General features: G+C 72.7%; 21 protein-coding genes and 1 pseudogene. 10 read left to right on the top strand and 12 right to left on the bottom strand.

The window, feature by feature from the left end; all coding sequences use genetic code 11:
- Positions 1-132 precede the first annotated feature (132 nt).
- The 5 genes from RM590_RS12330 to RM590_RS12310 form a co-directional block, all read right to left on the bottom strand.
- Positions 133-1,131: an inorganic phosphate transporter gene (locus RM590_RS12330; RefSeq protein ID WP_311704519.1), complete on the bottom strand. Its 999-nt coding sequence runs from the start codon at positions 1,129-1,131 to the stop codon at positions 133-135.
- A 7-nt stretch (positions 1,132-1,138) separates the two neighbouring features.
- Positions 1,139-1,759, bottom strand: coding sequence for a DUF47 domain-containing protein (locus tag RM590_RS12325; RefSeq protein WP_311704518.1), 621 nt, complete (start codon positions 1,757-1,759; stop codon positions 1,139-1,141).
- A 110-nt stretch (positions 1,760-1,869) separates the two neighbouring features.
- On the bottom strand, positions 1,870-2,184 hold the full coding sequence (locus tag RM590_RS12320; RefSeq protein ID WP_311704517.1) for a DUF2516 family protein: 315 nt from the start codon (positions 2,182-2,184) through the stop codon (positions 1,870-1,872).
- Positions 2,185-2,312: 128 nt separating this feature from the next.
- The gene (locus RM590_RS12315) at positions 2,313-2,810 is read right to left on the bottom strand and encodes a hypothetical protein (protein WP_311704516.1); all 498 of its coding nucleotides are present in this window, start codon (positions 2,808-2,810) and stop codon (positions 2,313-2,315) included.
- Positions 2,810-3,175: a helix-turn-helix domain-containing protein gene (locus RM590_RS12310; RefSeq protein WP_311704515.1), complete on the bottom strand. Its 366-nt coding sequence runs from the start codon at positions 3,173-3,175 to the stop codon at positions 2,810-2,812. Before RM590_RS12310 ends, RM590_RS12315 begins: the two co-directional genes overlap by 1 nt.
- Before the next feature lie 96 nt (positions 3,176-3,271).
- On the opposite strand from RM590_RS12310, the pseudogene RM590_RS12305 reads away from it, so the two are divergent.
- Positions 3,272-4,287, top strand: a pseudogene (locus RM590_RS12305) (oxidoreductase).
- An 18-nt stretch (positions 4,288-4,305) separates the two neighbouring features.
- Here the strand turns inward: RM590_RS12305 and RM590_RS12300 are convergent.
- Positions 4,306-5,271 carry a helix-turn-helix transcriptional regulator gene (locus tag RM590_RS12300; protein ID WP_311704514.1) on the bottom strand — a complete coding sequence of 322 codons (966 nt, stop codon included), beginning with the start codon at positions 5,269-5,271 and terminating at the stop codon, positions 4,306-4,308.
- 63 nt (positions 5,272-5,334) lie between these two features.
- Here RM590_RS12300 and RM590_RS12295 point away from each other — a divergent pair, with 63 nt between their 5' ends.
- Complete coding sequence (locus tag RM590_RS12295) at positions 5,335-6,180, top strand: NmrA family NAD(P)-binding protein (RefSeq protein ID WP_311704513.1); 846 nt, start codon at positions 5,335-5,337, stop codon at positions 6,178-6,180.
- A 22-nt stretch (positions 6,181-6,202) separates the two neighbouring features.
- Here the strand turns inward: RM590_RS12295 and RM590_RS12290 are convergent, their stop codons facing one another.
- On the bottom strand, positions 6,203-7,174 hold the full coding sequence (locus tag RM590_RS12290) for a threonine ammonia-lyase (RefSeq protein WP_311704512.1): 972 nt from the start codon (positions 7,172-7,174) through the stop codon (positions 6,203-6,205).
- Between the two features lie 122 nt (positions 7,175-7,296).
- Between RM590_RS12290 and RM590_RS12285 the strand changes: the two genes are divergently transcribed.
- Positions 7,297-7,803 (top strand): Lrp/AsnC family transcriptional regulator, encoded by a 507-nt coding sequence (locus RM590_RS12285; protein ID WP_311704511.1) that lies wholly within the window; start codon positions 7,297-7,299, stop codon positions 7,801-7,803.
- Here RM590_RS12285 and RM590_RS12280 read toward each other — a convergent pair.
- The 3 genes from RM590_RS12280 to RM590_RS12270 form a co-directional block, all read right to left on the bottom strand.
- Complete coding sequence (locus RM590_RS12280; protein WP_311704510.1) at positions 7,800-8,447, bottom strand: TetR/AcrR family transcriptional regulator; 648 nt, start codon at positions 8,445-8,447, stop codon at positions 7,800-7,802. The two genes, RM590_RS12285 and RM590_RS12280, sit on opposite strands and share 4 nt — an antisense overlap.
- Before the next feature lie 32 nt (positions 8,448-8,479).
- The gene (locus RM590_RS12275; RefSeq protein WP_311704509.1) at positions 8,480-10,249 is read right to left on the bottom strand and encodes an FAD-dependent monooxygenase; all 1,770 of its coding nucleotides are present in this window, start codon (positions 10,247-10,249) and stop codon (positions 8,480-8,482) included.
- A gap of 167 nt (positions 10,250-10,416) precedes the next feature.
- A complete protein-coding gene (locus RM590_RS12270) occupies positions 10,417-10,998 on the bottom strand; it encodes a TetR/AcrR family transcriptional regulator (protein WP_311704508.1) in 582 nt (193 codons plus the stop codon).
- 169 nt (positions 10,999-11,167) lie between these two features.
- Between RM590_RS12270 and RM590_RS12265 the strand changes: the two genes are divergently transcribed.
- Both RM590_RS12265 and RM590_RS12260 read left to right on the top strand, forming a co-directional pair.
- A complete protein-coding gene (locus tag RM590_RS12265) occupies positions 11,168-12,670 on the top strand; it encodes an MDR family MFS transporter (protein ID WP_311704582.1) in 1,503 nt (500 codons plus the stop codon).
- Positions 12,671-12,781: 111 nt separating this feature from the next.
- Positions 12,782-14,104 (top strand): type I glutamate--ammonia ligase, encoded by a 1,323-nt coding sequence (locus RM590_RS12260; RefSeq protein WP_311704507.1) that lies wholly within the window; start codon positions 12,782-12,784, stop codon positions 14,102-14,104.
- A 321-nt stretch (positions 14,105-14,425) separates the two neighbouring features.
- Here RM590_RS12260 and RM590_RS12255 read toward each other — a convergent pair whose 3' ends face one another.
- Positions 14,426-14,842 (bottom strand): ankyrin repeat domain-containing protein, encoded by a 417-nt coding sequence (locus RM590_RS12255; RefSeq protein ID WP_311704506.1) that lies wholly within the window; start codon positions 14,840-14,842, stop codon positions 14,426-14,428.
- A gap of 55 nt (positions 14,843-14,897) precedes the next feature.
- Between RM590_RS12255 and RM590_RS12250 the strand changes: the two genes are divergently transcribed.
- From RM590_RS12250 to RM590_RS12230, 5 genes are all read left to right on the top strand, one after another.
- Entirely contained in the window at positions 14,898-16,115 is a 1,218-nt protein-coding gene (locus RM590_RS12250) for a sensor histidine kinase (protein ID WP_311704505.1), read from the top strand.
- A 48-nt stretch (positions 16,116-16,163) separates the two neighbouring features.
- On the top strand, positions 16,164-16,838 hold the full coding sequence (locus RM590_RS12245; protein WP_311704504.1) for a response regulator transcription factor: 675 nt from the start codon (positions 16,164-16,166) through the stop codon (positions 16,836-16,838).
- 119 nt (positions 16,839-16,957) lie between these two features.
- Complete coding sequence (locus tag RM590_RS12240) at positions 16,958-18,238, top strand: cytochrome ubiquinol oxidase subunit I (RefSeq protein WP_311704503.1); 1,281 nt, start codon at positions 16,958-16,960, stop codon at positions 18,236-18,238.
- Positions 18,239-18,273: 35 nt separating this feature from the next.
- Positions 18,274-19,041, top strand: coding sequence for a cytochrome d ubiquinol oxidase subunit II (locus RM590_RS12235; RefSeq protein ID WP_311704502.1), 768 nt, complete (start codon positions 18,274-18,276; stop codon positions 19,039-19,041).
- A gap of 64 nt (positions 19,042-19,105) precedes the next feature.
- Complete coding sequence (locus RM590_RS12230) at positions 19,106-21,262, top strand: MMPL family transporter (protein WP_311704501.1); 2,157 nt, start codon at positions 19,106-19,108, stop codon at positions 21,260-21,262.
- Here RM590_RS12230 and RM590_RS12225 read toward each other — a convergent pair.
- Positions 21,186-22,283 (bottom strand): aminoglycoside phosphotransferase family protein, encoded by a 1,098-nt coding sequence (locus tag RM590_RS12225; protein WP_311704500.1) that lies wholly within the window; start codon positions 22,281-22,283, stop codon positions 21,186-21,188. The two genes, RM590_RS12230 and RM590_RS12225, sit on opposite strands and share 77 nt — an antisense overlap.
- Between the last annotated feature and the right edge of the window lie 11 nt (positions 22,284-22,294).

The raw sequence follows: 22,294 nt of genomic DNA, 5'->3' as shown, positions 1-22,294 counted from the left end.
ACAGGTGTTGGCAGGGGGAGTCGTCCAACCCCCCTCAGAAATCCTGTCCGCGGGCGGCGAAGGCGACCGGGGGACGGCGAGCGGGATGGGTGAGGGGTTTGTGAACCGGTGTGGCGTTCGACCGGACGGGGCCTAGCCGAACGGGAGACTGACCACGAAGTAGCTCAGCGCGGCCACGGCCGCCGCCGCGGGCATCGTGATGAACCAGCCCGCCACGATGTTCTGCGCCACCTGCCAGCGCACCGCGCTCACCCGGCGGGTGGCGCCCGAGCCCATGATCGCGGCGGTGATGAGGTGCGTGGTGGAGATGGGCGCGTAGAAGATGTACGACGCCGCGTACAGCACGGAGGCGGCCGTCGTCTCGGCGGCGAAGCCGCGCGGCGGGTCCAGCTCGATGATGCGGCGGCCCAGCGTCCGCATGATGCGCCAGCCGCCCGCGTAGGTGCCCAGCGACAGGGTCACGGCGCAGACGATCTTCACCCACACCGGGATGCCGCCGCCCGGGTCCTCCACGTCGGCGATGACCAGGGCCATCACCACCACGCCCATGGTCTTCTGCGCGTCCTGGAGCCCGTGGCCCAGGGCCATCCCGGCGGCGGAGACGGTCTGCGCCATGCGGAACCCGCGCTGGGCGCGGTGCGGATTGGCCCGCCGGAACAGCCACAGGATGGCGATCATCACCAGATAGCCGAGGATCAGGCCGATGACGGGGGAGAGAACCATCGGCAGGATGATCTTCGTCAGCACCCCCTCCCAGTACACGGTGGAGGTGCCGGCCAGCGCCGCGCCGACCAGGCCGCCCAGCAGCGCGTGCGAGGAGGACGCGGGCAGGCCCAGATACCAGGACACCAGGTTCCAGGTGATCGCGCCGATGAGCGCCGCGAAGAGCATGATCATGCCCTCCCGGCCGGTCGGCGCGTCGATCAGCCCCTCACTGATGGTCTCCGCCACGCCCTGCCCGAGGAACGCGCCGGCCAGGTTCATGAACGCGGCCATGGCGAGCGCCACCCGGGGGGTCAGCGCCCGGGTGGAGATGGAGGTGGCGATGGCGTTGGCGGAGTCGTGGAATCCGTTGGTGTAGGTGAAGAACAGCGCCGCGCCGACGACGACGATGAGGCCGAGCGTGTCCACTTCTGGCTCAGGACTCCTTGACCACGATGGTCTCCACCGTGTTGGCCACGGCCTCGAAGGCGTCCGCCGCCTCTTCCAGCACGTCCACGATCTGCTTGAGCTTCATGACCTCGATGGCCTCGTAGGTGCCGTTGAAGAGGTGGGCCAGCAGCCGGCGGTGGATCTGGTCGGCCTGGTTCTCCAGCCGGTTGACCTCGATCCAGTACTCGTTGAGGTCGCGCATGGTGCGCAGCCTGGGCATGGCCTCCGCGGTCAGCTCGGCGGCCCGGCCGAGCACCTCGATCTGCTGGTCGACACCCTTGGGCAGCTCGTCGATCTCGTACAGGACGACGAGGTCGACGGCCTCCTCCATGAAGTCCATGATGTCGTCGAGGCGGGCGGCGAGGCGGTAGATGTCCTCCCGGTCGAAGGGGGTGATGAAGGAGGAGTTGAGCTGGTGGAAGATGGCGTGCGTCGCGTCGTCCCCGGCGTGCTCCGCGGCCCGCATCCGGTCGGCGATTTCCACGCGCGTAGCGGGATCGGCACCAAGGAGCTCCATCAGCAGTTTCGAGCCACTGAGAACGTTGTCGGCGGCGGTGGCGAACAGTTCGTAGAAGCTGGTCTCCCGGGGCGTCAGGCGAAAGCGCACTGGAGTTCCTCTGGCGTTCATCAGCGGGGTGTCCCGATGATGCTAAGGGCAGAATCCGGCCACGGCTAACCCCCTGCCGACCGGACTCGGTGCCCGGGTGCGCCGAACGCCTAGCGGTTGCCGTTGTACGGGCCGTAGGGGCCGTCGCTGCTGCTCCAGCCGCCGCGCCCGCCGCGGCCACCGCCGGTGACCGACTTGATGGCCGGGTGGACGTCCACCAGGTAGACGATGGTCGCGACCGTGCCCGCCAGCACCAGCAGCAGCATGGGGAGCAGGAGCTGCACCGCCACGGTGACGCCGAGGATGATCAGCCAGAACGGCTTGGTCTGCTTGTCGGCCGCGCGATACGCGTCCTCGCGCTGGAGGGCCGCGTTCACCAGGGCGTAGACGCTCAGGATCAGCAGGCCCAGGAAGATGAAATCCATCACTGAGCCGAAGAATCGGTCCGCAAACACACCAACCACCACCAAGTCCGTACGATGACGTCTCTTCCCACGCTACCGGCCCGGGGCCCGCGCGCGTAATGCTCGCGGGCCCCGGGCGTCGGGAGCGCTCACGCCTGCGGGGGCGTCTTCTTCGGCGCGGAGCGCCGGGGCGCGGTCTTGCGGGCCCGCGGCTTGGGGGCGTCCGCCTCCGCGGCCTCCGCGGCCTCCGCGGCCTCACCGGCCTCGGCCGCCTCCGCCGCCGACTCCTCCGGCTCGGTCACGGGCTCGGTGACGGGCGTGGGGCCCGCGCGCTCGACGGTCACCTCGGGCGCCTCCCCGTCGGTGCCGCGGCGGCGGTCGACCACGGTCTTGCCGCGCTCGGCGAGCCCGTCGTACGCCTCGCGGGCCTTGACCGCGTACTCCAGCGCTATGCCGACGCCCTGGAGCGCCACGCTCTGCGCCTGCTCGCGCAGCTTCGGCAGCCGCTCGGGGGCCTCGGCGCGCAGCCGGTCGAACGTGGCGGGCAGCTCGCGGATCTTCTGCGCGGCGAGGTCGGCGGTGCCGGCGGCGACGTAGAGCGCGTTCGTGTTGGTCAGGGTCTTGCGCAGGTCATCGGTGAGGGCCATCAGGGGTTCTCCTTGCGGAACGAGTCATAGATCTGGAGCAGCGCCTGCTTCTGCTGCTCGGTGAGGCCCGGGTCGGCGAGAACGGCCTCCCGCACCCCCGGCGGCCGGGTCCCGTCGGCGGCGGCGTCCTGCGCGCGCTCGTCGAGGATCCCGGCCTGCACATACAGCGTCTCGGCGGAGATCCGCAGTCCCTTGGCGATCTGCTGGAGAATCTCCGCGCTGGGCTTGCGCAGCCCGCGCTCGATCTGGCTGAGGTACGGATTCGACACCCCGGCCGCCTCGGCCAACTGCCGCAGGGACAACTGCGCCTGCCGGCGCTGCTCCCGCAGGAACTCGCCGAGGTTGCCGACACCGAGCGTAGCCATGCTCCCCAGGGTGCCGCACCGTGCTAACTATTGCAAGCGACCGCTTGCGGCAGGACGCGCCGGGGTCGCTCAGCCCGTCAGTGGCCGGAACCGCTCATGGCCACGTACTACGCGCAACGCGCCTCCGCCGGCCTGATCATCGCCGAGGCCGCCACCCCCAGCGTCGTGGGCCGGACCTACCCCAACATCACCGCCATTCACGGCCCGGAGCACTGGCCGGCTGGCGGCGCGTCACCGACGCGGTGCGCGCCGCCGGGGGCCGGATGTTCCTTCAGGTGCAGCACGGGGGCCGGGTCGGCCACCCCGACACCAGCGGGCTGACGCCCCTCGCGCCCTCGCCCGTCGCGCCGCCCGGCACGATCTTCACCCCCGGCGGGCACCAACCCACCGTCGTGCCACGGGAGATGACGCCCGCCGACATCGACGCCACCGTGGCCGACTTCGCCGCCGCCGCCCGCAACGCCGTCGCCGCCGGCTTCGCCGGGGTGGAGGTGCACGCCGCCAACGGCTACCTCCTCCACCAGTTCCTGGCGCGGGGCACCAACCACCGCACCGACGGCTACGGCGGCCCGGTCGAAGGGCGCGTCCGGTTCGTGCTGGAGGTGGTGGCCGCCGTCGCCGAGGTGATCGGCCCCGAGCGGGTCGGCGTGCGGATCTCGCCCGGCGTCGGCGTGAACGGCATCGAGGAGGGCGACACCGAGGACATCTACCGCGCGCTCGTGCCCGCCCTGGCCGACCGCCAACTCACTTATCTGCACGTCGTGTCCGCCGACCCGGACCAGCCCCTCCTCCGGGCGATCCGGCACGCCTGGCCCGGCACGCTGATCGCCAACCCCGCGCTGCCCTGGCCGGGCCCGCTCCCCGCCGACGGCGGCCGGCACGAGGGCGAACGGCTGCTGGCGGCCGGAGCCGACCTGATCTCGCTCGGCCGGGCGTTCCTGGCCAACCCCGACTCGGTGACGCGGCTGCGCCTGGGCGCCCCGCTCAACCCCGTGCGCGACCGGTACCTGATGTACGTCGGCGGCGCGACCGGCTACACCGACTACCCCGAACTGGCCGCGGCCCGGCCGTTCCCGGGCCATGAACGAGTGGGGTCCCCGGCCCCGGCATGAGCGGCCCCCACCCGGCCGTCACGCGGTGGCGCGGGCCGTGGCCCGGTGCAGGCGGGCCGTCAGAGTGCGCAGGTGCGCGATCAGTTCGGGTGGTTCGACTATGTCGAACTCGAAGCCGAACGCGGCGACCCAGACGGCCAGATGGTCCAGGCTGTCGGAGCCGATCCGCAGGGTGCAGGTGTGCTCGTCCCGTGGCTCCACCACGCCGAGCGTGGGCGGCACCTCGTCCGCCACCTCCCGCGCCGGGGCGTGCATCGTGAGCACCGCCCGGTGGCGGTGCCGGCCGGTGGTCATCTCCCGTGTCAGGTGGGCGGCCAGGTCTTCGGCGGGCAGCGGCCGGGGCGCGAACCGCGGGCCGGTCGGGACGCGCGGCACGAGCCTGTCGACGCGGAACGTCCGCCAGCCGGCCCGCCCGGTGTCCCAGGCGAAGAGGTACCACCGGCGCCCGTCGCTGACCAGCCGGTAGGGCTCGACGTCCCGGACCGCCGGGGCGCCGTCGCGGCCCGGGTAGTCGAACCGGAGCCGTTCGGCGCGGCGCACGGCCGAGGCGATCGCGGTCAGCGTCGCGGGCTCGACCGTCGGGCCGGGCGCGGGCAGGGCGACCAGCGCCGAGCCCAGCGTCTCGACCTGGTGGCGCAGCCGCGCGGGCAGCGCCTCGTCCAGCTTGGCCAGCGCCCGTTGCGCGGTCTCGGCGATCCCGGCGACCGCGCCCGCGGCGGCCGTGCGCAGCCCGACGGCCACCGCGACCGCCTCGTCGTCGTCCAGCGGCAGCGGCGGCAGCGAGCCGCCCGAGGCCAGCCGGTAGCCGCCGCCGACGCCGCCCATCGCGGACACCGGATAGCCGAGGAGCCGCAGCTTGTCGATGTCGCGGCGCACCGTCCGGGGGCTGACGCCGAGGCGGTCGGCCAGCTCCCGGCCGGCCCACTCCCGGGGCGTGCGCAGCAGCGCCAGGAGGCGCAGCAGTCGGGCGGACGTTTCCAGCATGCGCCCATCCTCGCGCCCCTCGCGGACAGGACCTGACCGCGATCACTCCTAACGTTCCCCGGCATGAGCGAAACAGCACCTCAGACGACCATTCTTGTCACCGGAGCCACCGGAAACGTGGGCCGCCCTCTGGTCGAACAGCTTCTGGCCGCCGGGCACCGGGTCCGGGCTCTCACCCGCGATCCGGCGAAGGCGAACCTGCCCGCGGGTGCCGAGGCGGTGGCGGGCGACCTGGCCGACACGGCGAGCCTGGCGGCGGCCTTCGAGGGCGTCGGGGCCGCGCATCTGATCGGCTTCGACGCGGCCGACTTCGCACCGCTGGCCAACGGCGCGGAGATCGTCGACCTGGCCGTCGGCGCCGGGGTGCGGAAGGTGACCGTGCTCCGCGGCGATGTGACCCGAGGCCCACTGGAGGAGGCGGTGGTGGCCAGCGGTCTTGAGTGGACCGAGCTGGCGCCGGTGGAGTTCATGTCGAACGTCCTGGAGTGGGCGGAGTCGGTCAGGACCGAGGGCGTGGTGCGCGACGCGTTCCCCGAGGCGCGCAGCGCCCTGGTCCACGAGGCCGACATCGCGGCGGTCGCGGCGACCGCGCTGACCACGGACGGCCACGCCGGGGCGGAGTACTGGCTGACCGGGCCCGAGGCGCTGACACACCCCGAGAAGGTGCGCGCCATCGGCGAGGCGCTGGGCCGCGAGGTGCGCTATGTCGAACTGACCAGGGACGAGATCGTGGCGCGGTGGCGCGCGGAGGGCTGGTCGGAGCCGGACATCGAGTTCTTCCTCGCCATGCGCACCGACCCGCCGGCCGCCGGTGCCACCGTGCTGCCCACGGTGGAACGGGTCACCGGCCGGCCGGCCCGGACGTTCGCCCAGTGGGCGCGGGAGAACGCGGCGGCGTTCGGCGGCTGAACCGGCCCCGCCCGGCCCCCGGTTATGCCGTGGCGGCGGCCGGACCGGTGGACCAGACGCCGCCGAACAGGGCGAGGTCGGCGTTCGCACCGGTCAGCACGGTGGCCACGGTGGCGCCGGGGATGTCCCGGGCGGCGATCGCCGCCAGGCCCGCGGCGCCCGCCGGCTCGGGCAGCAGCCCGAGGGTGTCGGCCGCCAGGTGCATCGCGGCCACCAGCTCGGCGTCCTCGACCAGCACGACGTCGTCCACCAGGGCGCGGGTGCGGCACACGGCCTCCGGTTCGGGGCGGGTGATGGAGATGCCCGCGGCGAACGCGCTGCGCCGCTCGACCGTCCGCACCTCCCCGGACCGCCAGCTCTCCGCCAGCGCGGGGGCCGCCGCGGAGGCCGCGCCCACGACCCGCACCCCTGGCGCGTGCGCCTTGAGCCACCGGGCCACGCCCGTGATCAGCGCGCCGTCGCCGAGCGGCAGCACCACCGTGTCGAATGGCTCGCCGCGCAGCAGTTCGATGCCGATCGTGCCCGCGCCCTCGGCGATCGCCGCGTCCCGGCCGTCCACCACGAAGACGCGGCCGGGGTCCGCGGCGGCGTGGGCCGCCGCCCGCTCCTTCGGCGGCTCGGCGACCCGGTGGACGCGCGCGCCCAGGGCCGTCATCCGGTCGGTCTTGACCGGCGAGGCGTCGGCCGGGACGAAGACATCGGCGGCCAGGCCGTGCCGCCGCGCGGCGTAGGCGACGGCCTGGCCGAAGTTCCCGCCGGAGGAGCCGCACACCACCGTGCTGCCGGGCGGCAGGCCGCCGACGAGGAAGTCGGCGCCGCGCCCCTTGAAGCTGCGCAGCGGGTTCAGCGTCTCCGGCTTGACCAGCACCCGCCGGCCGAGCCGCGCACAGAGCCGCTCGTCGGCGTACTGGGGGCTGTTGAGGAAGACGGGGTCGATGACCTCCGCCGCCCGCGCGATGCGGTCGAGGTCCAGGTCGAGGTCGAGGTCGGTCATGGGGGTGCTCCCGAAGTGCCGGATGTCGCTGGGGTGTTCGCGGGGACGTCCGCGGCTCCACGCTAGAGGGGAGGCCGGTGGCCGCGATTGAGGATTTTCCCGCCCTGGCGCAAGATTTTTGCGTGCCGAAGAGACCCGTCACCCTCGACGAGATCGATCACCTGCTGCTCGGCCTCGTGCAGGCCGACGCCGCCCGGCCGCTGCACGAGCTCGGCGACGCGGTCGGGCTGTCGCCGTCCGCCGTGCAGCGGCGGCTCGCCCGGCTGCGCGCCGCCGGGGTGATCCGCGGCGAGGTCGCCGTGGTCGAACCGGCCGCCGTGGGCATCGGGTTGACGGCCGTCGTACTGGTGGCGCTCGGGGACGACGACCCGGACACGCACGAGGCGTTCCGGGCGCTGCTGCGCGCGGAGCCGGCCGTGCAGCAGTGCTACGCCATCGCCGGCCAGTGGGACTACGTGGTCCACCTGGTCACCGCGGACCTCGCGGCGAACCGGGAGATGTCCCGCCGCCTGTTCGTCACGGTCGGCAAGGTGGCCCGTTACGAAACGCTGCCCGCCTACGAAACGGTCAAATACGGTCTGACCCTGTCCCTGTCGCCCGGGACCGGGGATAGCCGCGGGCCGGACTAGCCGCGCGCGGGCGACGCCAGCGGCCGGGTGGCGATCTCCCGGGCCTCGGCCACCGGCACGCCCAGCATCCGCAGCACCAGCTCCGCCATCCGCTCGCCGTCGCCCGGCGCCGCGCCGGCCGGTTCGCGCAGCCGCAGATCCACCAGGCCCAGCAGCGCGCCGCTCGCGGCGGACAGCGCGACCACCGGGTCGTCCACGGTGAACCGCCCGGCGGCCACCCCCTCCTCGATGTCGCGCAGCGCGCGCGGTCCCAGCCCCCGGCCCGAATGCACGTGATCCAGGCCGCTGTTGCGCAGCACCCGCATCAGCTCCGGCCGCGACTGGACCATGGCCATGGTCAGCCGGACGCTCGCGGCGAACTTCTCCGCCGGGTCGCCGAGGCCGCCGGCGACCGCGTCCAGCTCGTGCCCGTAGTCCTCCAGCGCCTCGCCCACCGCCGCGGAGAACAGCTCGGCCTTGGAGGAGAAGTGGTTGTAGAACGAGCCGAAGCCGACGTCCGCCCGGTCCGCGATCTCCTGGATGCTGACGTCCCCGGTGCCGCGTTCGGCCAGGATCCGCCGGGCCGCGCCGATCAGCGCCTGCCGGGTGACCGCCCGGCGCCGGGCGAATCGGTTGAGGGCCGGCTGGGTGGTCTGTTCTGGCATGCACACCATCATCCCGCACCGGTTCCCGGCGCTCAGCGGGCGAGCAGCGTGTCCATCACCGCGGCCAGCAGGGTCTCCGGATCGCGGCCGGCGGCCGGGGCGCGCCAGGCGATGAAACGGTCGGGGCGGACCAGCACCGCGCCGGAGGGCTCGTGGCCGCGCCAACGGGTCCAGGTGGAACGGGAGTCGAGATAGTCCCCGGACAGATGGCCGATGCGGACCGCGCGCAGCGGCAGCCCGGTGCGCGCGGCGATCTTCTCCGCCGCCTCGCACCACGCCGCGCCGTCCTCGCCCGCGATCAGCAGGAAGCCGCCTGGCTCGACCAGCCGCGCGACGGGCAGCCGTTCGCCGTCCGGGTCGGTCAGCCAGGCGTGCGGCAGCGGGTGGCCGGGGCGCGCGGCCGGCTGATGTATGCGCACCGGGTCGGGGTTGGGCGGCTCGGGCGTCGCGTCGGCCACGAGGGCGCCGGCGGCGTAGATGTAGCCGAACTCCACGCCCAGCTCGTTGAATTCCATGGACTGCGCGGCCACGGTCCGCAGGAACGCCCGGCGCGCCTCGCGGTCGGCCGGGTCGTCGCTCCACAGCCGGCGGGCGCGCCGCCAGTGGTCCGCCGGGGTCGCGCCGGGGCCGCCGCGGAAGTGGGCGGTGATCGCCAGTTGGTTGCGGGCGCTGGCCAGCGCCCGCTCGACGCCCGCGGCGGCGACCGGGCGGCGTTCCGTCTCGTAGCTGTCGAGCAGCGCCTCCCCGGCGTGGCCGCGCAGCACGGCGGCCAGCTTCCAGGCTAGGTTCTGCGCGTCGTGGATCGCGGAGGTGAGGCCGAGGCCGCCGGTGGGCGGGTGGCGGTGGACCGCGTCACCGGCCAGGAGGACGCGGCCGGCCCGGAACCGGTCGGCGACCAGGCCCTCCAGCGACCAGCGCGACATCCCGCGCACCGTGAGGGCGTCGGCGGCCGGGCCCAGCCCGGTGCGCAGATCGGCGAGCGTGGCGGCGTCGTCCAGCGCGCGGTCGTCGTCTGCGGCGTAGTGCAGATGGAAGACCCACTCCTCGGACCGGGGCCCCCAGTGGTCCGGGCCCAGCGGCACCAGGACACCGGCGGCGCCCAGGTCCGGCAGCCACAGCCAGCGGATCAGCACCTCGGGGTCACGCGCCCAGCGCGAGAGATCGCCGGCGAGATGGAACGACACCATGCGCGCCATGTCCCGCACGCCCTCGCGCGCGATGCCCAGCGCGGGCCCGATCGTGCGCCCCCCGTCGCAGCCCAGCAGATAACGGGCCCGGACCCGGTAGGAGCCGCCGGTGCCGTGGTCGGTGACCTCGGCGGTGACGCCGTCGGAGTCCTGGTCGAAGCCGGTCAGCTCGTGGTGGAAACGGATCGTGCCGGGCGCCAACTCCTCGGCGCGGGCCACCAGGAGGGGCTCCAGGCGCAACTGCGGGAGGTTCGCCTGCCGTTCGGGGCTGGCCGCCTGCCACTCCGGGGAACGGCCGCCCGCGCCCCAGGACTCCAGCAGGGCGACGCGGCGCCCGTGGTCGGGCCCGTCGCCCGCCAGCCCGACGTACCAGCCCGAGTACGCCATCTGCTCGGCGGGGGTGGAGGCGGCGTACACGGCGTCGGCCAGGCCGACATCGCGCAGGATCTCCATCGTGCGCTGGTTGAGGACATGGGCCTTGGGCAGTTGTGAGGTGGTCGGCAGGGCGCTGACCAGCAGGGACTTGATGCCCATGCGGCCGAGCAGCAGGGCGGCGGTCAGCCCGGCGGCGCCGCCGCCGGCGATGAGAACGGGGACATCGACGTCGGTCGTCACGGGCGCTCCCCCTGAGGTGCGCCACGTCGGGCGGCGCAATGTCGCTGAGAACTGCGGCAATCGATGCTGAGGAGATCATCAAACTTGATAGCTCACTCGTCAAGACTCTCAATGCGACGGGGATGCCGGGTGATCGGAAGTGAGCGGTCCGGGGCGGAATATGTCCGTCAGTGCGGCGGCTCCGTGTGGGCGGCGGCCACCAGCTCGATGGCGACCTCCAGGGCGGCCCGGCGCTTGTCCTCCGGGTCGGCCTCCACGTGCCGCAGCGAGAACACGCCCGCGTGCATGATGAACAGTGCGCTCAGGCAGCGCATCCGGTCGGCGAGGCTCGGGTTCTCGCCCTGCATGAGCTCGCCCATGGTCACCATCCGGGCCTTGACGTCCACGCCGATCGTGAGCTCGCGCAGCGCGGCCTGGTTCTCCTGGAAGAAGCGGAACATCGGCGCGGAGTCCCGCAGTTGATCGCCGTACCGGCGCAGGATCTCCTTCTTCGTCTCCAGCGTCGCGGGCTGCTCGCGGGCCCAGGCGATCAACTCGTCCATCGGCCGCGTCAGATCCTCGTAGAGGCCGATGAGGATGTCCTCCTTGGTCCGGAAGTGGTAGTAGAGCGCGGCCTTGGTGACGCCCAGCCGCTCGGCGATCTCGCGCAGCGACGTCTTGTCGTAGCCCTGCTCGGCGAACAGCTCCAGGGCGACGTCCTGGATGCGCTGGCGGGTGTCCGACCGGCGCGGCCTGCGCGTGCTGTTCATCGGGCTCCTCACGTGCTCTTTGCCCTTTACTTACTTGACGACCGGCTAGTGACTCTCCTACTGTCACCAGGGTACTCAACTAGCCGGGCGGCAAGTAAGACAGGAGAGTGGGGACGTGTCCCACACCACCACCGAGGGGCCGCGTCCCCGCAGTGTCCGCGTGGTGCTGATGGCACTGCTGATCGCCATCATGCTGGCGATGCTGGACAACATGATCATCGGCACCGCGATGCCCACGATCGTCGGCGAGCTGGGCGGCGTCGAGCACCTGTCCTGGGTGGTCACCGCCTATACGCTGGCCACCGCCGCGAGCACGCCCATCTGGGGCAAGGTCGGCGACATGTATGGCAGGAAGGGCTCGTTCCTGACCTCCATCGTCATCTTCCTGATCGGCTCCGCGCTGTCCGGGGTGGCCCAGGACATGGGCCAGCTCATCGGCTTCCGCGTGATCCAGGGCCTGGGCGCGGGCGGCCTGATGGTCGGCGTGATGGCCATCATCGGCGACCTCATACCGCCGCGGGAACGCGGCCGCTACCAGGGCATGATGGCCGCCGTCATGGCGCTGGCCATGATCGGCGGCCCGGCGGTCGGCGGCGTCATCACCGACCACCTCGGCTGGCGCTGGACCTTCTACATCAACCTGCCGCTCGGCATCGTCGCGCTCGCCATGGTCACCGCCGTGCTGCATCTGCCGAAGAAGGAGGCGACGGGGCGCATCGACTACCCGGGCGCCGCCCTGCTGACCGTCGGCATCACCTCGATCGTGCTCGTCACCACCTGGGGCGGCACCGAGTACGCCTGGGGCTCCGCGCGGATCCTCGGGCTGAGCGCGCTGGGCGCCGCCGCGCTGGCCGCGTTCATCTGGTCCCAGACCCGGGCCGCCGAGCCGCTTATGCCCCTGCACATCTTCCGCAGCCGCAACTTCACGCTGATGTCGGTGATCGGCTTCATCACCGGCTTCGTGATGTTCGGCGGCACCCTCTACCTGCCGCTGTTCCAGCAGTCCGTGCAGTCCGCCTCCGCCACCAACTCGGGCCTGCTCCTGCTGCCGATGCTGCTGGCCATGATGCTGGTCTCGTTCATCGCGGGCCGGGCCACCACCCGCACCGGCCGCTACAAGCTCTACCCGCTGCTGGGCGGCGCGCTGATGGTGGTCGGCCTCTATCTGCTGTCGCGGATGGACACCGGCACCGACCGGCTGACCTCCGGGATCTTCATGGCGATCCTCGGCGCGGGCATGGGCTTCCTGATGCAGATCACCATGCTGGTCGCGCAGAACAGCGTGGAGCTCAAGGACATGGGCGTCGCCTCCTCCACCACCACCCTCTTCCGCACTCTGGGCAGTTCCTTCGGCGTGGCGATCATGGGCGCCCTCTTCACCGACCGCGTCCGGGAGGTCATGGCCGAACGCCAGGGGGCGGCCGGTGTCGGCGCCATCGACCAGACGGCCCAGCTCGACGCGGACGGCCTGGCCGCGCTGCCCGACCCGATCGCGGAGACCTACCGGATCGCGGTGGCCTCCGGCACCCATGTGGCGTTCCTCGTCGCCGCGGCCATCGCGGTGATCGCCCTCGCCGCCGCCTTCTTCGTCAAGGAGGTCCCGCTGCGCGGCGGCCCGGCCGCGGCGCAGCCGCGCGAGAGCGACGAGCCGGCCGTGCCCGTCGGCGGCTGAACCGAAGGGGCGCGAACCGTCGGTGCGCAGGTCGGAACGGGTGACCGTGCGCCGGCGCGAGCTCTCCCGCGCGGTTGCGCGGGGGTCGGGCCGGGGGCAGGCTGGGCGCGCATGGAACCGACTCAGCAGGCCATGGCGCGGCTCACCGCGGCCGGCGTGCACGGCATCGCGCTCACCTGGGTGGACAACGCGGGCATCACCCGGGTCAAGACCGTGCCCACCGGCCGGCTCGGCGAGGCCGTGCGGCGCGGCGTCGGCATGTCACCCGTCTTCGACGTCTACCTCGTCGACGACTCCATGACCACCAGCCCCCACATCGGCGGCCCCGCCGGCGACCTGCGGCTGGTGCCCGACCTGGACCGGCTCACCGTGCTGGCCGCCCAGCCCGGCTGGGCCTGGGCGCCGGCCGACCGGTACGAGCAGAGCCGCGCCGCCTACCCGGCCTGCCAGCGGCAGTTCGCCCGCCGCCAGGCCGACCGCGCCCTCGCCGAGCACGGTATCGAGCTGCGCATGGGCTTCGAGACCGAGTGGATCCTCACCCGGGAGGACCAGCCGGCCGGCACCGGCCCGGCCTACGGCATGGCCCGGCTCGTCGAGGTCTCCGCCTACCTCGACGAGCTCATGGCCGCGCTCACCGCCCAGGGCCTTGAGGTGTTCCAGATCCATCCGGAGTACACCCCCGGCCAGTTCGAGGTGTCTGTCGCGCCGGCCGACCCGGTCGCGGCCGCCGACCTCGCCGTGCTGGTCCGCGAGACCGTGCGCGCCGTCTCCACGCGGCACGGGCTGGCCGCCTCGTTCGCGCCGGTCCTCGATCCGGACGGCGTCGGCAGCGGCCGGCATCTGCACCTCAGCCTCTGGCAGGGTGGCAAGAACGTCTGCCGCGACGGCGACGGCCCGTTCGGCATGACCGGCCTGTGCGAGGCGTTCCTCGCCGGTGTGCTCGCCGAGCTGCCCGCGCTGCTCGCCCTCGGCGCGCCCACGCCCGCCAGCTATCTGCGGCTCAAGCCCTCCCACTGGGCCGGTGCCTTCCGCTGCTGGGGCCTGGAGAACCGCGAGGCCGCGCTGCGCTTCATCACCGGCGCGCCCGACGACCAGGGCGCGGCCAACGCCGAGATCAAGTGCTTCGACGGCGCCGCCAACCCCTATCTGGTCGCCGGTGGTGTCATCGCCGCCGGGCTGGCGGGCATCGCGGCCGGCCGGACGCTGCCGCCGCCCGTGTCCGGCGACCCCGCCGCGAGCGCCGGCGACGTGCCCGACCGGCTGCCGACCTCGCTGCCCGTGGCCCTCGACCACTTCGAACGGTCGGACGTGCTGCGCCGGGCCCTCGGCGAGGAGCTGCACGCCGCGATCATGGCCGTCCGGCAGGGCGAGGTCATGCTGTTCGCCGCGGCGACCCCGGACGAGATCGCCGCCGCCACCCGTGACCGTTACTGAACGGGCGCCGTTCGTCCGGGAGTTGCCCCCGCTGGTGGACCAGCACTGCCACGGGGTGCTGCGCCACCTCATGTGGTCCGCCGCGCGCACCGGGCTGCCCCTCCAGGTGCACCGGATTCGGCGACCCCGATCTGCGGCCGCACCGGGCCGATCCGCTGCTGCTCACCAACTTCATCCGCGCGGTCCGGCCCACCGGCTGCCGGATGGTCGCGCTGCGGCTGCTATCCGTACCACCGCCACGCCGGCCGGGGTACCTCCCAGGCCCTCAAGGGCCTGGGGGAGCGTGGCGGCTGTACGGGCTTCCCGGCTGAGGGACGCCCGTCAGCCCTGCCCGAACAGCTCCAGCAGCTCGCTCCTGCCGAACATCCGGGCGGTGTCGATGGCCGAGGGCTGCCCGGCCGCCGGGTCCGCGCCCGCGGCGAGCAGGGTGCGGACCACCTCCGTCTCGCCCTTGAACACCGCGCCGGCGATCGGGGTCTGGCCCTTGTCGTTCCCCCGCCCCGGGTCCGCGCCGCGCGCCAGCAGCGCCGACACGGTGTCCGCGTGGCCGTGGTAGGCGGCCAGCATCAGCAGGGTGTCGCCCTTGTCGTTGCTCAGATTGGCCGGTACGCCCGCGTCCACATACGCGGCGACCGTCGCGGTGTCCCCCTGGCGGGCCAGGTCGAAGATCTTCGACGCGAGCTGAAGCACCTCGGGGTCGTGCGCGGGCTCGTTGCTCTCCGGTGCCGGGCCGGTCATGGGGACGTCCTCCTGGGTAGCGCTGTATCGCCCAAGCCTACGTACTCTGGTAGCCATGCTTGCCTCATTCGTGCGGGCGTTCCGGTGGGATCGCACCATGCTGCTCACGGGCCTCGTCCTGGTCGGCGACAGCGCGTCGCTGTTATTCCGCGACGAGGAGGGCGGCCTCGCGGCCGTGGTGGCCGGCCGCCTGCTGGTGGTGCTGGGCTGGCTGGCGCTCGGCCTGCGCCACAAGTGGCCGGTGCCGGCGGCCGGGGTGGTCCTGACGACCGCGATGCTGTACTTCCCGATGTCGTCGGTGGACGGCGTCACGCCGCTGGTCTGCTTCATGATCGCCCTCTACACCTGCGCCAGAGCCGGCCACATGGCGGCGGTCGTCGCGCTGGCGGTGGTGGTCATGCTGGTCATCGCCTACGGCGAGTTCGTGGTCATCGGACCGGACGGGCAGCGCGAGGTGGACAACATGGCCATCGCGCTGATCCTGGGCTGGTTCCTGAGTGTCATCGCGTTCGGCCACGCCGTTCGCGTGCGGCAGGCGTATCTGCACGAGACCGAGCAACGCGCGCTGGCCGCCGAGCGCGAACGGGACGTGCGCGCCCGCCAGTCCGCCACCGAGGAACGGCTCCGGCTCGCCCGCGAGCTGCACGACGTGCTCGGCCACAACATCTCGCTCATCAACGTGCAGGCGGCGGCGGCCGTGCACCGCAGCGCCAAGCGGCCCGGGCAGACCGAAGAGCTGGTCGCCGCGCTGGAGTTCGTCCGCGACACCAGCAAGGAGGCGCTGCGCGAGCTGCGCGCCACGCTCGGCGTGCTGCGCCAGGTGGACGAGGACGCGCCCACCGCGCCCGCCCCGGCCGGTCTGGAGCGGATCGGCGAGCTGGCCGACCGCGCCGCCGCCACCGGCCTGAAGGTGAACGTCGAGACGACCGGCGAGCCGCCCGTCGTGCCGCCGCAGATCTCGCTGGCGGCGTACCGCATCGTGCAGGAGTCGCTGACGAACATCACCCGGCACGCCCAGGCCGACAGCGCCACCATCCGGGTCGACTACGCCCCGGGCGAGCTGCGCGTCGTCGTCGACGACAACGGGCAGGGCGCGCTGGACGGCGCGCAGGGCAGCGGGATCGCGGGCATGCGGGAGCGCGCCCGGGCGCTGGGCGGCGCGCTGACCGCGGAGAACACCGGCCGCGGCTTCCGCGTCGACGCCCGGCTGCCACTGGCGGAGCCGGCCGAGCCCCCGGCGCTCGCCCCCAGCGGCGCGGTCGGCGGGTCCTGAGCCGGGCGCGTGGTGCCGCCGGTGGTGGTCGGAATCTAGGCTGAGCGCATGACCGCGCGCATCAGAGTTGTGCTGGCCGATGATCAGAAGCTGGTCCGGGCCGGGTTCCGGTCCATCCTGGAGGACGAGGACGACATAGAGGTCGTCGGCGAGGCGGCCACCGGCGCCGAGGCCGTGACGCTGGCCCGTGAACTGCGGCCCGACATCGTGCTGATGGACATCCGGATGCCGGAGGAGGACGGGCTCGCCGCCACCGAGCGGATCGTGGCCGACGAGCGGCTGGCCCAGGTGCGGGTGGTCATCCTGACCACCTTCGACGTGGACGACTACGTGTACGGCGCGCTGCGCGCGGGCGCCTCGGGGTTCCTCGTCAAGGACACCGAGCCGATGGAGCTGCTGCACGGCATCCGCGTCTGCGCGCGCGGCGACGCGCTGATCGCGCCGACCGTGACGCGGCGGCTGATCGCCGAGTTCGCCGGCCGCGCCCGGCAGCCGGACCCCAGCCCCCGGCTGAACGCCCTCACCGAGCGCGAGCGCGAGGTGATGGGTCTGGTCGGCGCCGGGCTGACGAACGACGAGATCGCGCGGCGCCTGGTGCTCAGCCCGGCCACGGCGAAGACGCACGTCAGCCGCATCATGACCAAGCTGGATGTCCGCGACCGGGCCCAACTGGTCATCCTCGCCTACGAGTCGGGCATGATCACGCCGGGCTGGCTCAGCTAGCCGCCCGGGGGCGCCAACCGCTGGAGTACGCGCCGGCGCCCGGGCGCAACTCACGGCGTACGCGGGGTGCACTCCGGCGGGGGACGTGGCACGGGTAACCGTGGCCCGACCGTAGGAGCGTGGATGCGGAGACCCTTGACCTCGCGCGCTGGCAGTTCGCGCTGACCGCCGGCGGACACTTCCTGTTCGTATCGCTGACGCTCGGCCTGGCGACGATCCTGGCCGTGCTCCAGACCCGCGCGACGCTGCGCGGCGGGCAGCCCGTGCACACCCGGATGGTGCGCTTCTGGGGTCAGCTATACGTCATCAACTACGCCATCGGCATCGTCACCGGCCTGGTGATGGAGTTCCAGTTCGGGCTGGCCTGGGCCGGGTTGGGTCACTACGCGGGCGATGTGTTCGGCGCCTCGCTGGCGTTGGAGACGGTGCTCGCGTTCTTCGTCGAGTCCACCTTCCTCGCGCTGTGGATGCTCGGCTGGGACCGTTTCAACAAGTGGGTCCACCTCGCCGTGCTGTGGGTGGTGACGCTGACGGCGTACCTCTCCGCGTACTGGATCCTCGTCACCAACGGCTTCCTCAACCAGCCCGAGGGGCACCGCGTCACCGAGGACGGCACGCTGGAGCTCGGCGACACCGGCGCGATGCTGACCAACTCCAGCGCGCTGCTGGCGTTCGGCCACATCGCGGCCGCCGCGCTGCTGACCGGCGCGCTGTTCATGGCCGGGGTCAGCGCCTATCACCTTTTCCGGCGCAGGACGGACGACTCCGACGGCTTCTACCGGCGCAGCCTGCGCATCGGGGTCTACGCCGCGCTGCCCGCGCTGTTCGTCACGGTCACCTTCGGCGGCATGCAGGAGGAGAACATCGGCGAGTGGCAGCCGATGAAGCTCGCCGTCTTCGAGGACAACTCCGAGGAGATCGCCCGGCTCCAGGCCGAGATGACGGAACGGTTCGGGCCCGGTGACTACGTGCCGCCGGAGGCGCTGACGCAGGGCGCCGGGATGCTGATGATGGCCGTCTTCGGCCTGATCACGATCCCGCTGCTGATCAGCGCCGTGCTGGCCGCGTTCCGCAGGGCCGTGTCCCGCTTCCGCGTCTGGCACGTGGTGCTGATGGCGCTGGTGCCGCTGCCCTATGTGGCGATGATCGCCGGCTGGGTGTTCCGCGAGGCCGGCCGCCAGCCCTGGGTGGTCTACGGGCTGCTGCGCACCGAGGACGCCGTGTCGGAGGTGTCCACGACCCAGATGTGGGTGTCCGTCGGGGTGTTCGTCCCGCTGTTCGCGCTGCTGATCGTCGTCAACTGGTGGCTGCTGCTCCGCTGGGCGCGCCGCGGGTACACCGAGCCCCGCCGGCCCCCGGAGGACAGCCGTCCCGAGCCCGTGGCCGTTGCCACGTACTGATCCGAGCCCACGGGCCCGAGAGGAGGGAACGCTTCATGGAACTGATCGCCGCGCTGCTGCTGGGATTCTTCTTCGCCGGCTACTTCGTGCTCGGCGGCGCCGACATCGGCCTGGGGATGCTGCTGCCGTACCTGGGCCGGGAGGAGTCCGAACGCCAACTGGCCGTCGCTGGCGTGTGGCCGGTGTTCCTGGCCAACGAGGTATGGCTGGTGGCCACCGCCGGGGTGTTCATCGGCTGCTTCCCGGCCCTGGAGGGCGAGCTGTTCAGCGGCCTGGTCCTGGTCCTCGTGCCGCTGCTGGCCGGCTGGATGATCCGCGACGCCGGGCTGTGGTGGGGACGGCAGGCCCCGCGCGCGGGCTTCTGGCTGACCGTGGTGGGGAGTTGGACGCTGGCGCTGAGCTGGGGCTGGCTTATCGCCTCGCTGCTGACCGACACGCCCACCGAGCCGGCGCCGCCCGCCCTGGGCGCGGTCACCTCCCTGGCCATCGCGCTGCTCTTCCTGGCGCACGGCATGGGCTTCGCCGCGCTGCGGCTGAGCGGCGTGCCGTTCGAGCGGGCCCGGCAGGTGGCCGGGCGGGGCGCCGGCGGCAACTCGTTCGCGCTGACCTCCGCCGTGATGTTCGTGCTGCCGCTGCTGGCCGGGGCCCGGCTGCCGCTGTCCGACTCGGCGGCGAGCGATACCGCGCTGCGGCTGGTGGTACCCGCCCTGCTGGTCATCCTGCCGCTGCTGCTCGCCGGCCAGGTGTGGCTCTGGCGCACCTTCGGCCGCCGGGTCGAAGGACCCGCCCCCGCCTACTTCTGATGTCACCGACGCACCGCGAACCGACGTACCGAGCACCGACGCACCCGACTGGAGAGAAAGAAGCATGACCGCCACCACAGAGGCGACCGGCCGCGCGAGCGTGTTCGCACGCGTCGCCGGCTTCGCCCACCGCCGCCGAAAGCTCGCCCTCGGCCTCTGGCTCGCCGTCCTCGTCGGGGTCTGGGCCATCGCCTCGGCCACCGGCAGCGACTACCGCGAGGACTACTCCCTGCCCGGCACCGAGTCGCAGGAGGCCGCCGACCTGCTGGCGGAGCACGGCTCCGCGCAGGCCGGGGACACCGTGGACATCGTCGTGCAGGACGAGAACGGGCTCGCCGACCCCGTCGTCGAGCAGCGCATCGAGGAGATGCTGGCCGAGGTGGCGGAGCTGCCCCGGGTCAGCCAGGTGCGCAGCCTCTACGACGACGAGTCGGCGGTCTCGGAGGACGGCACCATCGGCTACGCCACCGTCGTCCTGGACACCCCGTCCGAGCAGATGTCCAAGCCGGACGTCGAGCGCATCCTGGAGACCGCGCAGGAGGCCGAGGGCGACGGGCTGCGGGTGGAACTGGGCGGCGAGGCCGCCCGGATCCTGGCCACCGGCGAGACCGGCATCGGCGAGAGCCTGGGCATCCTGGTCGCGCTGGTGATCCTCGTGTTCATGTTCGGCACGATCATCGCCGCCGGACTGCCCATCATCACCGCGCTGTTCGCGGTCGGCTCCACGATCGGGCTGATCGCGCTGTTCTCGCACGCGTTCACGATCGCGGACTACACCCCGTACTCGATGATGCTGGTGGGTCTCGGCGTCGGCATCGACTACGCGCTGCTCAGCTTCGCCCGTTACCGGCAGGAGCTGGTGAAGGGCGCCGCGCCGGAGGAGGCCACCACGCGGGCGATGGACGCCGCCGGGCGGACGGTGTTCTTCGCGGGCTGCACGGTCATCCTCGCGCTGCTCGGCCTGGTCGCGCTCGGCCTGGGCTCGTTGCAGGGCCTGGCGCTGTCCGTGGCGCTGGTCGTGCTGGTGACGATGATCGCCTCGCTGACGCTGCTGCCGGCACTGCTCGGCGTGTTCGGCGAGCGCTTCGCCCGGCAGTTCACCGCGCGCGCCGCCAAGCGCGCCGCGAGCGGCAAGGCGCCGGAGGGCACCGGCTGGCGCAAGCTGGGCGCCACCGTGCAGCGCCACCCGCTGATCGCCATCCTGGTGGCCGTCGTCGCGCTGGGCGCGCTGGCCGCACCCGCGCTGACCCTGCGGCTCGGCTTCGCCGACGCGGGCAACGACAAGGCCGAGTCGACCAGCCGGCAGGCGTACGACCTGCTGTCCGAGGGCTTCGGCCCCGGCTTCAACGGGCCGCTGATCGTGGTCGCCGACGGCGGCGACAATGGCGCCGAGCAGGCCGCCGCCGCCGCGTCGCAGGTGCTGAACGACACGGACGGCGTGCAGGCCGCCACCGAGCCGGTGCCCACCGAGGACGGCGCCATCGCCACGGTGTTCGTCTTCCCGGACTCCTCGCCGCAGGACGAGGAGACCTCGGACCTGGTCTCCAGCCTGCGCGGCGAGGTGCTGCCGGAGCTGGAGGCGGAGTCCGGCGCGCAGTACCTGGTGGGCGGCGCGACCGCGGCCACCGAGGACTACTCGGACAAGGTCGCCGAGCGCATGCCGCTGTTCATCGCGATCGTGGTCGGCCTGTCGCTGATCCTGCTGATGACCGTGTTCCGCTCGATCCTGATCCCGCTCAAGGCCGCCGTGCTGAACCTGCTGAGCATCGGGGCCGCGCTCGGCGCCATGACCCTGGTCTTCCAGGAGGGCATGTTCGGCTTCGAGCCCGGCCCGATCGAGGCGTATCTGCCGGTGACGATGTTCGCCATCGTCTTCGGCCTCTCGATGGACTACGAGATCTTCCTGGTCTCCCGCATCCACGAGGAGTGGGAGCGCACGAAGGACCCGCAGCTCGCCGTCCGCGAGGGCCTGGCGAACACCGGTGCCGTGATCACGGCGGCGGGCGCCATCATGATCGTGGTCTTCGCGGCCTTCCTGTTCAGCCCGGAGCGCATGCTCCAGCAGCTCGGCTTCGGCATGGCGGTGGCGATCTTCGTGGACGCGGTGATCATCCGCTGCCTCGTCGTCCCCGCCGCCATGCAGCTCATGGGCCGGCGTGCCTGGTGGCTGCCCGCCCCGCTGGAGCGGGCACTGCCGAAGGTGCAGTTGGAACGGCACTGAACGCGGCGTAGACCGCCTCCACGGCCCTGGGGCCGGGCACTTTGCCCAGCCCCAGGGTCCGCGCCGCTCCGCGCAGCGCCGCGCTGACCAACTCCCCGGCTCTGCCGAGCTGTTCGGGCAGCTCGTCGGGGGGTGTGGCGCGCACCAGATGGGCCTGCCGGATCACGTCGGTGAAGACGGACTGGACGCGTTTGTACGCGAGGTAGCGCGGCAGGTCGCGGGACAGTCCCGCGGTCGAGCCCGGCAGTTGGCCCTCCATCACCCGGGCCCACCGGGTGAGCACGGCGTGCTCCTGGGTGGGCGGATACCGCATCAGATGCAGATGCGTGGCCAAGTCGTAGAGCGGGTCGCCGATCAGGGCCAGCTCCCAGTCGATGGTCCACAGCATGCCGTCGGCCTCGGCGACGATCAGGTTGTCCCGGTGCAGATCGCCGTGCAGCAGGCAGAACGGCCGGTCGGCCAGCAGCGCGGCGCTCCTGACCAGCGGGCCGGTGGGGGCGAGGACCGCCGGGTCGACGCGCAGCGCGTGGAACAGCCCGCGCAGGGCGGGCCCGTGCACCGCGTACACCCGGCGGCGGGTGAAGCGCACGAGCCCGCGCAGGAAGTCCCGGCTGGTGTACGGGCGCAGGAACGACGGGCAGGCGTGCACCCGCTCCAGCGCGGCGGGGGGAATGGTGCCCAACTGGCCGAAAAGGTCGGCGAGCTGGGCGATTTCGGATCGGGAGAGTGCCGTTCCCGGGGGTCGGGAAACGGACAGCGGCTCGCCCTCGATATAGCCGTGCACCCGCATGTCGCCGGGCCCCAACCGGTAGACCGGGGCGATGCGTTTCATGCCGAGCTGGGCGAGTTCGACGAGAACGTCCTCCTCATTGGTGAAGCAGCGCGGGTCGAAGCGGTGCACCCCGGGACGTGGCAGGCCGGCCTTGAGCCGTCCCGGGGGCGCCAGTTCGCCCTCCGCACGCAGGACCTGCCAGACGCGGTGGTGACCGCGCAGGGTGGACCGTGGCAGCGGCTGGCTCATGGTGATGGCCT

The organism is Streptomyces litchfieldiae, from assembly GCF_031845365.1.
Taxonomy (GTDB): domain Bacteria; phylum Actinomycetota; class Actinomycetes; order Streptomycetales; family Streptomycetaceae; genus Streptomyces; species Streptomyces litchfieldiae.
The sequence above is the reverse complement of the archived record's forward strand: the minus strand, read 5'-3'. Positions and strand labels throughout refer to the sequence as shown.

What these genes read in the sequence shown, in the direction of transcription:
- RM590_RS12260 (WP_311704507.1), top strand. Translation starts at nt 12,782, where the DNA reads ATGGAACCGACTCAGCAGGCCATGGCGCGGCTCACCGCGGCCGGCGTG.
- RM590_RS12265 (WP_311704582.1), top strand. Translation starts at nt 11,168, where the DNA reads ATGGCACTGCTGATCGCCATCATGCTGGCGATGCTGGACAACATGATC.
- RM590_RS12270 (WP_311704508.1), bottom strand. Translation starts at nt 10,998, where the DNA reads ATGAACAGCACGCGCAGGCCGCGCCGGTCGGACACCCGCCAGCGCATC.
- RM590_RS12225 (WP_311704500.1), bottom strand. Translation starts at nt 22,283, where the DNA reads ATGAGCCAGCCGCTGCCACGGTCCACCCTGCGCGGTCACCACCGCGTC.
- RM590_RS12230 (WP_311704501.1), top strand. Translation starts at nt 19,106, where the DNA reads ATGACCGCCACCACAGAGGCGACCGGCCGCGCGAGCGTGTTCGCACGC.
- RM590_RS12315 (WP_311704516.1), bottom strand. Translation starts at nt 2,810, where the DNA reads ATGGCCCTCACCGATGACCTGCGCAAGACCCTGACCAACACGAACGCG.
- RM590_RS12320 (WP_311704517.1), bottom strand. Translation starts at nt 2,184, where the DNA reads ATGGATTTCATCTTCCTGGGCCTGCTGATCCTGAGCGTCTACGCCCTG.
- RM590_RS12295 (WP_311704513.1), top strand. Translation starts at nt 5,335, where the DNA reads ATGAGCGAAACAGCACCTCAGACGACCATTCTTGTCACCGGAGCCACC.
- RM590_RS12250 (WP_311704505.1), top strand. Translation starts at nt 14,898, where the DNA reads ATGCTTGCCTCATTCGTGCGGGCGTTCCGGTGGGATCGCACCATGCTG.
- RM590_RS12255 (WP_311704506.1), bottom strand. Translation starts at nt 14,842, where the DNA reads ATGACCGGCCCGGCACCGGAGAGCAACGAGCCCGCGCACGACCCCGAG.
- RM590_RS12290 (WP_311704512.1), bottom strand. Translation starts at nt 7,174, where the DNA reads ATGACCGACCTCGACCTCGACCTGGACCTCGACCGCATCGCGCGGGCG.
- RM590_RS12245 (WP_311704504.1), top strand. Translation starts at nt 16,164, where the DNA reads ATGACCGCGCGCATCAGAGTTGTGCTGGCCGATGATCAGAAGCTGGTC.
- RM590_RS12280 (WP_311704510.1), bottom strand. Translation starts at nt 8,447, where the DNA reads ATGCCAGAACAGACCACCCAGCCGGCCCTCAACCGATTCGCCCGGCGC.
- RM590_RS12300 (WP_311704514.1), bottom strand. Translation starts at nt 5,271, where the DNA reads ATGCTGGAAACGTCCGCCCGACTGCTGCGCCTCCTGGCGCTGCTGCGC.
- RM590_RS12310 (WP_311704515.1), bottom strand. Translation starts at nt 3,175, where the DNA reads ATGGCTACGCTCGGTGTCGGCAACCTCGGCGAGTTCCTGCGGGAGCAG.
- RM590_RS12235 (WP_311704502.1), top strand. Translation starts at nt 18,274, where the DNA reads ATGGAACTGATCGCCGCGCTGCTGCTGGGATTCTTCTTCGCCGGCTAC.